The following is a 13,767-nucleotide window of genomic DNA, read 5'->3' as shown; positions in this document are numbered from 1 at the left end:
GAAACGACCGGTCCGGCCGCTGCCGGGCGGCGACATTGCTGAGACGTCAGGGCGGGGATGCGAAGGGGTGGGGCAGCAGCTGCCGTACCGTCAGGATGCCCTCCTGGGTGTCGACCAGGCACTCCGGGCCGCCCAGCTCGTGGAGCAGCTGCCTGCACCGGCCGCAGGGCATGAGCAGGTTTCCCTGCCCGTCCCGGACCGAAACGGCGACCAGAGCGCCACCCCCGCTCATCCGGAGCTCGCCCGCCAGCGTGCACTCGGCGCACAACGTCACACCGTAGGAGGCGTTCTCGACGTTGCACCCCACCACCACACGCCCGTCGGTACAGTTCGCCGCGGCTCCCACGGCGAGCCCGGAATAGGGGCAGTAGGCGTGCTCGGCGGCGAAGGTGGCGGCTGCCCGCAGGGCGGGCCAGTCGACGGAGTTGGGTTCGACCAAGTTCCCCGATCACCACCCGTACTCACTCGTTCGGGAACTACTCAACGTAATCAACTTTCGTTCCTGTCCCACTGGCACCGCCCACAACCCAAAAAGTGAAATATGTCAACCACGAACAATGGCGGACCTGCGCACACCGCTCGAAACGTGCCTTAATACGATAAAGGTGACACTAATCTCGGACCAGCCGGTTGACACCCGCGCCGTGACGAGGTCCCTGCCCGGGGCAGAACCAATCTACATCGATCAACCTACCCCCGGTAGTTGTCTGCTCGATCACAGCGGGCACATGCGAGTGGGACAGCCGGCGCCCACGGGTCTAGCATCCGATGGGTCAAGGGTCCGTTCGGGTAATCGGCGCGGGCGCAGGGTGCTGCGGTTACGGGCCGTTCTCCGCGCAGCATCCGGAACGGGCCCAGAGTCCACCAGCGACGTTGGAGGCCTTCCGTCATGGCCAGCACAACCGCCACCGCGGCGGAGGGACGCCCTCGCGGGGAAGCACCTCGTGCCAAGGGCACCCTCTATCGCGGCGACCTGGGCATGTGGTCGTGGGTCGCCCACCGCATCACGGGCGTGCTCACCTTCTTCTTCCTGTTCGTACACGTCCTGGACACCGCGTTGGTGCGGGTCTCACCCAACGCGTACGACACGGTGATCGAGACCTACAAGCATCCGCTGATGATCGTGTTCGAGCTAGGGCTGCTCGCGGCGGTGCTGTTCCACGCGTTCAACGGAATCCGCGTGATGCTCGTCGATTTCTGGTCCAGGGGACCGAGCCTGCAGCGACCGATGCTGTGGACCGTCCTGGGGCTGTGGCTGGTGTTGATCATCCCGGCCGCCATCAGCATGATCACCCGCGCCGCCACGGAACTGTTCGGGGGTTAGTACGACCATGACCACTACCGAAGCACCACTGTCAGTCGACAAGCCGCGTTCCCCCGGGCGTCCCGCGGCCAGGCGCAGCAACTTCGAGCTCTACAGCTGGGTCTTCATGCGGCTGTCCGGAGTCGTGCTGCTGTTCCTCGTTCTCGGTCACATGCTGATCATGCTTTTCCTGGACGGCGGGGTACACCGGATCAACTTCGCCTTCGTGGCGGGTCGCTGGGCATCACCGTTCTGGCAGCTCTGGGACCTGACGATGCTGTGGCTGGCGGGGCTGCACGGCGGTAACGGGCTGCGAACCGTCATCAACGACTATTCACGTTCTGACCGTACCCGCTTCTGGCTGAAGATGCTGCTGTACTGCTCGATCGTGCTGACCGTGGTACTGGGAACGTACGTGCTGTTCACCTTCGATCCGAACATCAGCTGACGCGCGGCCCAGCAGGCGACGAGCCAAGGAGACCACCATGCAATTCCACAAGTACGACGTGGTCGTCGTCGGCGCGGGCGGCGCGGGAATGCGCGCCGCCATCGAGTCCGGCCAGCGCGCCCGCACCGCCGTACTCACCAAGCTCTACCCCACCCGCTCGCACACCGGTGCGGCACAGGGCGGGATGTGTGCCGCACTCGCCAACGTCGAGGAGGACAACTGGGAGTGGCACACCTTCGACACCATCAAGGGCGGTGACTACCTGGTCGACCAGGACGCGGCCGAGGTGATGGCCAAGGAGGCCATCGACGCGGTGCTCGACCTGGAGAAGATGGGGCTGCCGTTCAACCGCACCCCGGAGGGCCGGATCGACCAGCGCCGCTTCGGCGGGCACACCAGGGACCACGGCAAGGCACCCGTACGGCGCTCCTGCTACGCGGCCGACCGCACCGGCCACATGATCCTGCAGACGCTCTACCAGACGTGCATCAAGCACGGCGTGGAGTTCTTCAACGAGTTCTACGTGCTCGACGTCAACATGACCACCGACGAGGACGGGCAGCAGCGCTGCACCGGAGCGGTGGCGTACGAGCTGGCCACCGGCGAGATCCACGTTTTCCAGGCCAAGTCGGTGATCTTCGCGACCGGCGGGTTCGGCAAGATCTTCAAGACGACCTCGAACGCGCACACCCTCACCGGCGACGGGATGGGCATCGTCTACCGCAAGGGGCTGCCGCTGGAGGACATGGAGTTCTACCAGTTCCACCCGACCGGCCTGGCCGGGCTGGGCATCCTCATCTCGGAGGCGGTGCGCGGCGAGGGCGGTATCCTCCGCAACGCCGACGGCGAGCGCTTCATGGAGCGCTACGCCCCCACCATCAAGGACCTCGCACCGCGCGACATCGTGGCGCGGTCCATGGCGATGGAGGTGCTGGAGGGCCGCGGCGCCGGGCCGCACAAGGACCACGTGCTGCTGGACGTCACACACCTCGGTGAGGACGTGCTGGAGAGCAAGCTGCCGGACATCACGGAGTTCTCCCGCACCTACCTGGGCGTGGAGCCGTTGCACGAACCGGTCCCGGTCTATCCGACCGCGCACTACGCGATGGGCGGCGTTCCCACCAACATCGACGCCGAGGTGCTCGGCGACAACGACAACGTGGTTCCCGGCCTGTACGCGGCGGGCGAGGTCGCCTGCGTCTCGGTGCACGGCTCCAACCGGCTCGGCACCAACTCGCTGCTGGACATCAACGTCTTCGGACGTCGGGCCGGTATCGCGGCCGCGGAGTACGCCCAGGGGCACGACTTCCTCGAACTGCCGGAGCACCCCGCCGAGCTGGTCGAGGGAATGGTCAACCACCTCCGCACCGCGGAGGGCGGTGAGCGGGTCGCCAACATCCGCACCGCGCTGCAGGAGACGATGGACGCCAACGCCTCGGTCTACCGCACCGAGGAGACCCTCAAGCAGGCGCTGTCGGACGTACAACTGCTCAAGGAGCGCTACGGCCGCGTCGCCGTGCACGACAAGGGCAAGCGCTACAACCACGACCTGCTGGAAGCGGTCGAACTGGGCTTCCTGCTCGACCTCGCCGAAGCACTCGTCAACTCCGCGTTGGCACGCAAGGAATCACGTGGCGGACACGCACGCGAGGACTACACGACCCGCGACGACACCAACTTCATGCGGCACAGCATGCAGTACAAGCAGCTGCCCGATGAACAGGATCCGAACGCGCCGCTGGGCCTGACCGGTTTCCTCTCGGACATCCGCTTGGACTACAAGCCCGTCACCGTAACCCGGTACCAGCCGATGGAGCGTAAGTACTGATGACCGCCCCCACCACCGACGCGAACAGCGACACGGCCACCGTCGACCTGCCCTCGGACGCTCCCCCGATTCCGGAGGGCGCGACGATGGTCACGGTCAAGATCGAGCGCTACAACCCGGAGGTCGACGACGACCTGCACTGGGAGTCGTACCGCATTCCGGCGCTGCCCAGCGACCGGGTGCTCAACCTGCTGCACTACATCAAGTGGTACGTCGACGGCACGCTGACCTTCCGGCGTTCCTGCGCGCACGGCGTGTGCGGCTCGGACGCCATGCGGATCAACGGCGTCAACCGACTGGCGTGCAAGGTCCTGATGAAGGACATGTTCGCCAAGAAGGGCGAGACCACCATCACGGTGGAGCCGATCAAGGGCCTTCCGGTCGAGAAGGACCTGCTGGTCAACATGGAGCCCTTCTTCGAGGCATACAAGGCGATCAAGCCCTACCTGGTCACCACCGGGAACGACCCGACGCGGGAGCGGATCCAGTCGGTCGCCGAGCGGGAGCGGTTCGACGACACGACCAAGTGCATCCTCTGCGCGGCCTGCACCACCTCGTGCCCGGTCTACTGGTCGGAGGGTTCCTACTTCGGACCGGCGGCGATCGTCAACGCGCACCGGTTCATCTTCGACAGCAGGGACGAGGCCGCCGAGGAGCGGTTGGACATCCTCAACGACATCGACGGGGTGTGGCGCTGCCGCACCACGTTCAACTGCACCGACGCCTGCCCGCGTGGCATCCAGGTGACCAAGGCGATCCAGGAGGTCAAGCGGGCGTTGATGTTCCGCAGGCGCTGATTCCGAGGCGCTGCTCGGGACCCTCGTGATGCCGCGTTCCGGTGGGCGGTCGATCTCGCGTGAGATCGACGGCTCGCCGGAACGTGACGCACTCGGGCAACGGTCCGTACGGTCTTCCCCTGGCCGGGAGACCCCGTACCTCGTTGTACGGGGTCGTGGAACGTGTGTGCCGCGGCGAGTGGGAATACGACGGCGCACACTCCCGGGCCCCTGGACAGCGGGCGATCACTGCCGCTGCCTCGGCGCACGGAAACGCGGAGCCACCGGCCCGGTGGCGTTCGTGACCCCGCGCGATCACGATAGCCGGATTCTTGGCCGACGTCTCCTCCGGCCCACGAAGCCGGACATAGTTGACGTGCTCCCCGGACCTAGGTCACAAATCGGATCGCCGCCGCGCGAAAAGCGCTGCCGCGCGGATACTCCGCCGAGCGAGCAACTCGCCAACCCGACCGACGAACTTCGATCAGCCGTCGCGACTCGCGCGGTAGGCGCGCAAACCGAACACGCCGATGACGGTGCCCAGCACGAGGGAAACCACCGCGATCACCACGTGCACCCACAGGAACGCCGTCGGCGCCCCGTTCGACCACGACTGCTCGTCGCCGAGGATGTTGCGGAGAAAGGTGGGCCACAACAGCCAGGACCAGACCCCGAAGGCCAGCAGGAACAACGCCATACCACGGGAAATTCGCACGTACCCAGTATCTACTGTGCCCGCGGCCACAGCCCTCTCGGGCGCACTCGGCCTCCGCCGGCACACTTGAGCTCCTCGGACACTCGGCGGATTCGCACCACCGGGAACGTGACCTAGGCTGGTCCGCGTGTCCACAGCAGCCACTCGTTTTCCGGTCCGACTCGCCACGGCAGCGCTGGTGGCGCTCCTGTCGATGGGACTGTTCGTGCCCGCGGGCACGGCCACGCCGAACCGGACGCGATCGAGCTGCCCGAACGCCACGCTTCCTCCCTCTCCTGTGGACAGTTCCGAGGTCCCGGCGTCGGGAGAGCCGACACCGAAACCGCTCCCCGTTCCGGAGGAGCCGATCGGCGGGCCCGGAATGGGACACTGCGGCATCGTGATCCCACCGGGTGCGCCCGACCCACCGAAGCGGGTGAGGTCGGCCACCTGGATCGTGGCGGAGCTGGACAGCGGGAAGGTGCTGGCCGCCAAGAACCCGCACGGCAGGTACCGCCCCGCCTCGGTGATCAAGATCCTGACCGGGCTCGTCGCCGTACGCGAGCTGGAACTCTCCGAGACCATCACGGCCGCCGAGTCCGACGCCGCGGTGGAGGGCAGCGCGGTGGGGCTGGAACCGGGGGTCGACTACACGGTGCGACAGGTGCTGAGCGGGCTGATCCTGCAGTCGGGCAACGACGCCGCGCACGCGCTGGCGCGAAAGATCGGTGGAACCGAGGAAACCGTGCGGCGCATGAATGAACTCGCCGCACGGCTGCGTGCCAGGGACACCAGGGCCGCCACCACCTCCGGGCTCGACGGTCCGGGGATGAGCACCTCGGCCTACGACATGGCACTGATCCTGCGTGCCGCGCTGCGCGATCCGGAGTTCGCGCGCCCCGCGGGCACGAAACGCACCCGGCTCCCCGCACCGCCCGGGCAGTCACCGGTGCGCATCGCCAGCGACAGCGACGTGATGCGCGACTACCCCGGAGCGGTTTTCGGCAAGACCGGCTACACCAACGACGCCCGGCACACCCGGGTCGTCGCGGCGGAGCGGAACGGCCGCGAACTGGTCGCGGTGCTGCTGCGGGGGGAACACCGCCCGGTGGACCTGTCCGAGCAGGCTGCCGCGCTGCTCGACTACGGCTTCCGTTTGAACGGGGACCGCGTGGTCGGGAAACTGGTCGCGCGGCGCACCCCCGAGCCGAGCCCCACCTCCACCGCCACCACCGCGGTCGAAGCGGCACAACGCACGTCGGATCCGGAAACCGACCGGTTCCCAACCATGGGGCTCGGTCTCCTGCTACTGCTGGTGGTGGCACTGCTGATGCTGGTGGCCGCACTGCGGCTGCAGCGCGCCCGCAGGAAGGTCGACATCACCGCCGGGCGAGACGACGAGTGATCGACGGCCGGTAACCGCTCGTCTCAGCGCCGCCCGCGCAGCAACCAACCGAGCAGGGTGCCGAGACCGAACACCCCCACGGTCACGCCCGCGCCGCGTCGGGACGGCACCTCGGGGCGGATCACGGCCGGTGGCGGCGGCTCGACCTCCGCCACGGGTTGATTCTCCCTGGCGGAGGCGGTCCAGGCCGTGACGAACAGCAGGAACCGGGAGGTCAGGTACGCGAACACCAGCAACCCGAGGATGGGGCCGAACGCGGCCGCCGCGGGAGAAGAGCTGAGGCTGTTCAGGTACACCACACCGACCTGCTTGAGTACCTCGAAACCGATCGCGGCGAACAGTGCGCCCCAGACCGCGCTGCGCAGCGTCACGGGCTGTCTGGGAAGGCGTGCCAGCACCCACAGGAAGACGAGCCAGCTGGCCGCCAGCGACAGCAGCAGGGCCAGCAGCCACAGCACGAGCCCCGCCCAGAAGTTGTTCCCGATACCCGCCAACCGGAACAGCATCCTGCCCACCCCGCCGCCCAGCGCGCTGATCGCGAACGAGACCGCCATCGCCGCCCCGAGCCCGACCAGCGAGAGCAGATCGGCGAGGGTCCGCTTGAGGAAAGACAGGGCCGTCGGCCCCTGTGCCCACTGGGCGGTGAGCGCCTCACGCAGGTTGGTCATCCACCCCAGACCCGAGTACAGCGCTGCCAACAGGCCGATGATCCCGACCGCGCCCGCCTGCTTGATCGCCTCGTCCACGACTCCATTGATCAACTGGCTCAGCTGCGAGCTGGGCACGGCCTCGGAGATGGCCGACTGGAGACGTTGCAGCAGTTCGGGATTGCTGGCCAGCACGAAACCGGCCACCGCGAACACGATCATCAGCAGCGGCACGAGCGCCAGCACGCTGAAGTAGGTGATAGCGGCCGCGTAGTAGTCGCCGTAGTGGCTCTGATACCGCTGCGCGGCCCGGACCAGCCGATCCAACCGGGGATAACGCGCCCGGAGCAGCTCGAACCTGCCGGGGCTCGACTGCTCCCGGGCGGTGCGTGCCGGTTGACTACGGTCGACCACCTGCTGCTACCTCCGCGGCGTCGCTCGTCGGTGGCAGCAGGTTACCCCGAAAGGATCAGCTCAGCCCGCCGGAGGTAGGAAACCAACTCGGTCGTAGGCGTCGCGCAGGGTCCGCGAGGCCACCGCCCGAGCACGCTCGGCACCGCGACGCAGGATCTTGTCGAGTTCTGCCGGATCGTCCAGGTACTCGGCCACCCGCTGTTGGAAGGGGGTGAGGAAATCGACGAGCACCGCGCCGAGGTCCTTCTTCAGGTCGCCGTAGCCACTGCCCTCGTAAGCGGTCTCCAGCTCGGCGACGGACCTGCCGGTCATCCCCGAGTAGATCACCAGCAGGTTGCTCACACCGGGTTTGTTCTCCGGGTCGTAGCGGATGTCGCGTTCGTTGTCGGTGACCGCCGAACGCACCTTCTTGGCGGTGCGTTTGGGGTCCTCCATGAACTCCACGACACCGGAGGGGATCGACTTGCTCATCTTCGAGGTCGGGTCCTGCAGATCGAAGATGCGGGCCGTGTCCTGCGGGATGTGCGCGTCCGGGACGACGAAGGTGGAACCGAAGCGGGAGTTGAACCGCTGCGCGAGCGTGCGGCTGAGTTCCAGGTGCTGGCGCTGGTCCTCGCCGACCGGCACCACGTCGGTGCCGTAGAGCAGGATGTCGGAGGCCATCAGCGCCGGATAGGTGAACAGCCCGACGCTGACGTGCTCGTCGTCCTGCCGCGCGGACTTGTCCTTGAACTGCGTCATGCGGGAGGCCTCGCCGAATCCGGTGAGGCATTCCAACACCCAGCCCAGCTGGGTGTGCTCCGCGACGTGGCTCTGCACGAACAGCGTGCTGCGTTCGGGATCGATGCCCAGCGCCAGCAGCTGGGCGGCCGCGTTGCGGGTGTTGGCGCGCAGTTCCTCGGGGTCCTTGGCGATGGTGATCGAGTGCAGATCCACCACGCAGTAGAAGGCGTCGTGGGTTTCCTGCAACGCTATCCAGTTGCGCAGCGCTCCGAGGTAGTTACCGAGCTGGAAGGATCCGGCCGTGGGCTGGATGCCGGAGAACACGCGGGGACGCGCGGGGGCCCCGCCGGATTCGGTGGTCACGGAGCCGGACTCGGTGGTAACGGAACTCTCGGTGTGCACGTAGTCGATTCTGGCAGAACCGCGTACTCGGCGGTCGGGTGAGGGTGGCGATCCGCCTGTTCTCGCGAGGGCTCCCGGCGTCGGGTGAGCCGCTACCCGAGAGCTCCGCCCCGAGCGGGAGCCGACGGGCGGTTCCGCCGAGCGAGCGACCAGCCCACCCGGCCGGAGAACCCCGTCAACCCCGGCGCTGGTTCTCGGGCTGCACCGGGATCTTCTTGCGCCGCAGCGTGCCCGCGATCATCCCGATCACGCCGATCACGACAGCGCCGAGCCCCACCGGAGTGCTCAACGCGTCGAGCGGGGTGGCCTGCGCCCGCACCACTCCGGTCGCGGCCTGCGCCGGAGCACCGGTGATCAACAGCGTCATCGCGAGCATCGACGACCACGCGCCTGCGCGCACCACAAGTCTACGCACGAGCCGTGCCTTTCTGGTCGGACTTCGATCGTGTATCCCACGGGAACGCCGTGCGTTCCGTGCCGTCACCCCGGGCGAGCTCCCGGGCGCCCCAACGGTTCGCTGCCGGTGCCGAGAACGTCCCACGATCGCGCGGTGACAGCGGAGAGCGTATTGGTCGACACACGAACGGCGACAACGGGGCCGCACACCACGACCGGCGATCGGAACGGACTACGGTCCATCCCGGTTCCCGGCCACACCCCGTGAGACGTGTGGGGGAATCCGGGGTTGCGAGCGAAACCGAGAAAACGGGAACCGATACGTTGCGGACACGCATGAACGCGTTCGGTGTCCCGAGTGAGGTTCGTCGGCCACGCCCGGAACCCCGACAGTCGTCGCCGATCCGCCAGAGTTCATCGGAATTCGACGAAAAGGACGGCACGAATCACGCGAAGCGCCGAGCGGCCAAGTCACGGGGGACAAATACCCGGAACCGTATTCACGACTTCGCGAAACTCACGCCGCGCCAGGTCCAGCCGCAATCGGTGACGGCTTTCCGGAGCGGATCCTTCAGTTACGAGGCCGAAAAGGTCGCCTGAAGTTCCCAGCATCGCTTTCCGTTCTCCCCTTTCTTCAACGCCCACACGGCTCTGACGCTCTTGGCCTGTCCTCGTTCGAACTCGGCCCGTGCACGGACCTGTGGAGCACCGCGGACCCAGTCGATCGTCCACTTGTGATCCGTGGAGCGGATCTCCCGCCGTTCCGGATCGAACCGCAGCAGGACGCTGTAGAACTCCCGCTCACAGAACATCTTGAAGTGCTCGTACCAGTGGTGGTTCATGACCCGCCACTCGCAAACCAGATCGACCCCCTCGGTCCGCCCGTCACGCACCTCGAATGAGGCGTCGGGCCGATTGACCGCCATAATCGCCTGGTATACCTCCTGCGACGAACGCGGCCGAACCCCCTTCTCGGGCCGTGCCGTGCCGTGCCGGTGAACCAATCGAAAAAACCCACCCTCACCTCCCGTCCACGACAGTCGGTCGCTCACCCTGCCGAGTGAGCGCACTGCCTCGCCGGAAGATCGACGAGAAATCCGCCCGCCTCCGATCGACGGAGCGGGCGGAAAGCACGCTTCGTGCGAAGCGTCCCCGAAATCCTCAGTTGTCGGGCGAACCACCGCCGGCGGTACCCGAACCGCCGTCAGGCGCGTTTCCGGAACCGTCGGAAGCACCACCCTGGCCGCTGGTCCTACTGAAGGCAGCACCACCTCGGGAGCCGCCCATCCGCCCCGAAGCGGAGCCGGAGGTGATCGCGGTGACGGACGGACTACCCGCGAGCCCGACCGCGAGCGAGATCGCGATCACGGCGAACGTACGCCGTGGCCGTTCAGGAAATGTGTAGCAGCGTGGCCTGACCGGCAGCCTTACGGCTACCGGGTTGGCCAGCGCCACATGGCGCGGGCCTTCCCGTGGCAGTACCCGCTGCCCGCACGGTGCGGGGCTTACCGGGGTTTCCCTCGGGCTAGTTTTCCGTCGCCCACCAACTGTGGGAGGACGCCAGGCCCGCGAGGTTGCCAGCCGCGTTCAGATCACCATACGCGACATGGCCGCGGGCATCGCGGGTAAACGTCCGCTCCGCCAGGCCCAGCTTGGCTTTCACCGCGCCGCGGTCGTTGCAGGTCTTCGAGCTGGGACAGAACCGGTCGGCCACGAGCAGCCGGGTGCCCCGCCACCTCGTTTCGTAGTCGGGCTGGCGGCGCAACTCGCCCATGCCGACGCCGACGACGTACCGGGCGAGTTCGCGGGTGGACTCGCAGCTGCGCACCAGCCCAATGCGGGGCAGCTTCACGTGCCGCCGGTCCGAGTCGACCAAGCCGAACGATCCGGTGGTGAACCGGCATGACAAGCCAGCCCGCTTGCCCTTGAACTCCGGGAACCGAATCGGACCGAACTCCGGTCCCGCCCGTCCTCGACCACCGGAACGAGCGGGACCGGTTCGACCTTGTCAGCCGAGTGGCGAAACCCCCAACGACATGACGGGCACGGGGCCGTAATCGGTGCCGCGTTGCCGTGCCCGTCTTCCGGCGGCGGTGGAGACCTCGTGCAACTGCTCGATGGTTCGCTGTGAGCCGTGCTCGGACCCGGCCATCCTGCTGATGGTCTCCTCCATCAGGGTTCCGCCGAGGTCGTTCGCACCGCCGCGCAGCACCTCGACCGTGCCCTCGTCGCCCAGCTTGACCCAGGAGCACTGCACGTTGTCCACCCTGCCGTGCAGTGCCAGCCGTGCCATCGCGTGCACCGCACGGTTGTCCCTGCGGGTGGGGCCGGGTCGTGCCAGCCCCGCGAGATAGATGGGCGCGTTGCGGTGCACGAAGGGCAGCGCGACGAACTCGGTGAACCCGGCCGCGCCGTTCTCGCGCGCGGTGTCCTGCACACCGGCCAGCGTGCGCAGATGCCCCAGCCAGTGCTCCGGGGTGTCCACGTGGCCGTACATCATGGTCGACGAGGAACGGATCCCCAGCCGGTGGGCGGTGCTGACCACCTCGATCCACTCGGCGGCGGGCAGCTTGCCCTTGGTCAGTATCCACCGGACGTCGTCGTCGAGTATCTCGGCCGCGGTACCGGGGATGGTGTCCAGCCCGGCATCGCGCAGCTCGGTCAGCCACTCCGCGACGCTCACGCCCGCTTTGGACGCGGCGCTGACTATCTCCATCGGACTGAAGGCGTGCACGTGCATGTCGGGGATCCGGTTCTTGACCGCACGCACCAGGTCCGCGTACGCCCCGACCGGCAGCCGGGGATCGATACCTCCCTGCATGCAGACCTCGGTGGCACCGGCGCGGCGGGCCTCCTCCGCTCGGTCCGCGACGTCCTCGGGCGAGAGCCGGAACGCGTCCGAATCGCGTTCCCGTTGCGCGAAGGCGCAGAACCTGCACCCCACGTAGCAGACGTTGGAGAAGTTGATGTTGCGGTTGACCACGTAGGTGACGTCCTGCCCGACCACGTCGGCACGCAGCGCGTCGGCGATTCGAGCCATCTCGTCGAGCGCCGTGCCGTCGCAGGTGAGCAGCGCCATCGCTGCCTCGGTGTTGCCCGGCTCCAGCAGCGCAGCGGGGTCGTGCTCGGCCAGCCGCAGGCCCGCCGTGACATCCGAGTCGAGCCGTTCCGGCTCCCTCGCGGCGGGCAGCCTGTCCCGCAGTTCCTCCCAGTCGCCGTAGACACTGTCGAAGTCGCCGCGACGGTCGGCGCTGCGGCCCTCGGTGTCGATACTGCTGTTGAGATCGGTGCGACCGATCGATTCGAGACCGCCGTCCGGCTCCTGCCACTCCCGCCCGACCGGTCGCGCCTCGGGATCGGCCATGCCCTCCGAATCGGCCAGCTCGGCGACGTGGGTGGCGATCCTGGGATCCAGCCAGGCGGAGCTGTCACCGGCCAGCCCGGCACGCACGTACTTCGGGTACGCGGTCAGCCGCTCCCGCAGCTCGAACCCGCCCGCCGCGGTCTGCTCCGCCAGTTCCTCCACCCTGGGCCAGGGCCGCTCCGGATTCACGTGATCCGGCGTCACGGGGGAGACCCCGCCCCAGTCGTCGATCCCCGCGCGCAGCAGCAGGTCGTGCTCGTCCCCCACCAGGTTCGGCGGGGCCTGCACACTCACCCCGGACGGCAGGAGCAGCCGGGCGACGGCCACCGTCGCCGCGAGTTCGTGCAGATCCGCGTCCGGCATGCCGCGCATGGCCGTGTCCGGCTTGGCACGGAAGTTCTGCACGATGACTTCCTGCAGATGACCGTACTGCCTGGCGCTGGCACGCAGTTCCAGCAACGAGTCGGCACGTTCCGCGAGCGTCTCACCGATTCCGATGAGGATTCCGCTGGTGAACGGCACGGCCACCCGGCCCGCGTCGGCGAGCACCCGGAGCCGTACCGAGGGCTCCTTGTCCGGACTGGCGTAGTGCGGATTGCCGGGCCGACTCCACAGTCGCTCCGATGTGGTCTCCAGCATCATGCCCATGCTGGGGGCCACCGGTTTCAGCCTGGTCAACTCCGACCAGCCGAGCACGCCCGGGTTGAGGTGCGGCAGCAGACCGGTCTCCTCCAGCACCGCGATCGCGCAGGAGCGCAGGTAGTCGACCGTGGACGAGTAGCCGCGCTCGTGCAGCCAGTCGGCCGCGTCCTGCCAGCGCTCCTCGGGTCGGTCGCCGAGGGTGAACAGGGCCTCCTTGCAACCGGACTCGGCTCCCCGCCTGGCGATGTCGAGAACTTCCTCCCGTTCCAGGAAGGGAGCGGAAACCTTGTGCGGCACGGTGGCGAACGTGCAGTAGTGGCACCGATCCCGGCACAGGCGGGTCAGCGGAACGAAAACCTTGCGACTGTAGCTGACGACGCCGAAACGTCCCTCGGCACGCAGATGCGCGTCGCGGACCCTGCCCGCTGCTTCCAGCAACGTCCGGAGGTCATCGCCGCGAGCGTGCAGCAGCACGGCGGCCTCGGTGCTGTCCAGCGCCACCCCTTCGGTGGCTCTGCGCAGCGCACGACGCATCGCGGACGGGCTGGGGGTTGGTTCGGGCGGCGGCACTTCGAGATCGACCGACACGCCAACACCGTAACCGTCCGGCGAGCACCGCCACACCGCGAAAAGGGCGCGATGGGTCACAACACCTACGTGCGGTGTAATCCGATTACTCCATTAAGGCCTATCCACTAGCCGCATCGGGGCGCAGACTCCCACAT

The 13,767-nt window shown here is 67.7% G+C and carries 14 protein-coding genes; 5 read left to right on the top strand and 9 right to left on the bottom strand.

Annotated features, from left to right (window positions below):
• Positions 1 to 46: 46 nt before the first annotated feature.
• Entirely contained in the window at positions 47 to 439 is a 393-nt protein-coding gene (locus BLR41_RS00795; RefSeq protein WP_092625352.1) for a cytidine deaminase, read from the bottom strand.
• Between the two features lie 450 nt (positions 440 to 889).
• Here BLR41_RS00795 and sdhC point away from each other — a divergent pair, with 450 nt between their 5' ends.
• Genes sdhC through BLR41_RS00775 form a run of 4 tightly spaced genes read left to right on the top strand, consistent with a single transcriptional unit; the run spans position 890 to position 4,376 of the window.
• A complete protein-coding gene (gene sdhC, locus BLR41_RS00790) occupies positions 890 to 1,324 on the top strand; it encodes a succinate dehydrogenase, cytochrome b556 subunit (RefSeq protein ID WP_092625350.1) in 435 nt (144 codons plus the stop codon).
• A gap of 7 nt (positions 1,325 to 1,331) precedes the next feature.
• Positions 1,332 to 1,751 (top strand): succinate dehydrogenase hydrophobic membrane anchor subunit, encoded by a 420-nt coding sequence (locus BLR41_RS00785; protein ID WP_092625348.1) that lies wholly within the window; start codon positions 1,332 to 1,334, stop codon positions 1,749 to 1,751.
• 37 nt (positions 1,752 to 1,788) lie between these two features.
• Entirely contained in the window at positions 1,789 to 3,579 is a 1,791-nt protein-coding gene (gene sdhA / locus BLR41_RS00780) for a succinate dehydrogenase flavoprotein subunit (protein ID WP_092625346.1), read from the top strand.
• Positions 3,579 to 4,376 carry a succinate dehydrogenase iron-sulfur subunit gene (locus BLR41_RS00775; protein WP_092625344.1) on the top strand — a complete coding sequence of 266 codons (798 nt, stop codon included), beginning with the start codon at positions 3,579 to 3,581 and terminating at the stop codon, positions 4,374 to 4,376. Before sdhA ends, BLR41_RS00775 begins: the two co-directional genes overlap by 1 nt.
• Before the next feature lie 463 nt (positions 4,377 to 4,839).
• Here the strand turns inward: BLR41_RS00775 and BLR41_RS00770 are convergent, their stop codons facing one another.
• A complete protein-coding gene (locus BLR41_RS00770) occupies positions 4,840 to 5,070 on the bottom strand; it encodes an SCO4848 family membrane protein (RefSeq protein ID WP_092625343.1) in 231 nt (76 codons plus the stop codon).
• A gap of 127 nt (positions 5,071 to 5,197) precedes the next feature.
• Between BLR41_RS00770 and BLR41_RS00765 the strand changes: the two genes are divergently transcribed.
• A complete protein-coding gene (locus BLR41_RS00765; RefSeq protein WP_245693687.1) occupies positions 5,198 to 6,454 on the top strand; it encodes a D-alanyl-D-alanine carboxypeptidase family protein in 1,257 nt (418 codons plus the stop codon).
• 23 nt (positions 6,455 to 6,477) lie between these two features.
• On the opposite strand, the gene yhjD is transcribed toward BLR41_RS00765, so the two are convergent.
• The 7 genes from yhjD to BLR41_RS00730 form a co-directional block, all read right to left on the bottom strand.
• A complete protein-coding gene (gene yhjD / locus BLR41_RS00760) occupies positions 6,478 to 7,515 on the bottom strand; it encodes an inner membrane protein YhjD (RefSeq protein WP_092625341.1) in 1,038 nt (345 codons plus the stop codon).
• A gap of 60 nt (positions 7,516 to 7,575) precedes the next feature.
• Positions 7,576 to 8,601, bottom strand: coding sequence for a tryptophan--tRNA ligase (gene trpS / locus BLR41_RS00755; RefSeq protein ID WP_092625986.1), 1,026 nt, complete (start codon positions 8,599 to 8,601; stop codon positions 7,576 to 7,578).
• A 214-nt stretch (positions 8,602 to 8,815) separates the two neighbouring features.
• A complete protein-coding gene (locus tag BLR41_RS00750; protein ID WP_245693686.1) occupies positions 8,816 to 9,055 on the bottom strand; it encodes a hypothetical protein in 240 nt (79 codons plus the stop codon).
• A gap of 556 nt (positions 9,056 to 9,611) precedes the next feature.
• Positions 9,612 to 9,962 carry a hypothetical protein gene (locus tag BLR41_RS00745; RefSeq protein ID WP_092625339.1) on the bottom strand — a complete coding sequence of 117 codons (351 nt, stop codon included), beginning with the start codon at positions 9,960 to 9,962 and terminating at the stop codon, positions 9,612 to 9,614.
• A gap of 235 nt (positions 9,963 to 10,197) precedes the next feature.
• Complete coding sequence (locus BLR41_RS00740) at positions 10,198 to 10,404, bottom strand: hypothetical protein (RefSeq protein WP_092625337.1); 207 nt, start codon at positions 10,402 to 10,404, stop codon at positions 10,198 to 10,200.
• 157 nt (positions 10,405 to 10,561) lie between these two features.
• Positions 10,562 to 10,912 (bottom strand): zinc ribbon domain-containing protein, encoded by a 351-nt coding sequence (locus BLR41_RS00735; protein WP_143012963.1) that lies wholly within the window; start codon positions 10,910 to 10,912, stop codon positions 10,562 to 10,564.
• A gap of 132 nt (positions 10,913 to 11,044) precedes the next feature.
• The gene (locus tag BLR41_RS00730; RefSeq protein ID WP_092625982.1) at positions 11,045 to 13,630 is read right to left on the bottom strand and encodes a bifunctional FO biosynthesis protein CofGH; all 2,586 of its coding nucleotides are present in this window, start codon (positions 13,628 to 13,630) and stop codon (positions 11,045 to 11,047) included.
• Positions 13,631 to 13,767: the final 137 nt, after the last annotated feature.

The organism is Actinopolyspora mzabensis, from assembly GCF_900101095.1.
Lineage (GTDB): Bacteria > Actinomycetota > Actinomycetes > Mycobacteriales > Pseudonocardiaceae > Actinopolyspora > Actinopolyspora mzabensis.
This window is presented reverse-complemented; position numbering and strand designations above follow the sequence as displayed.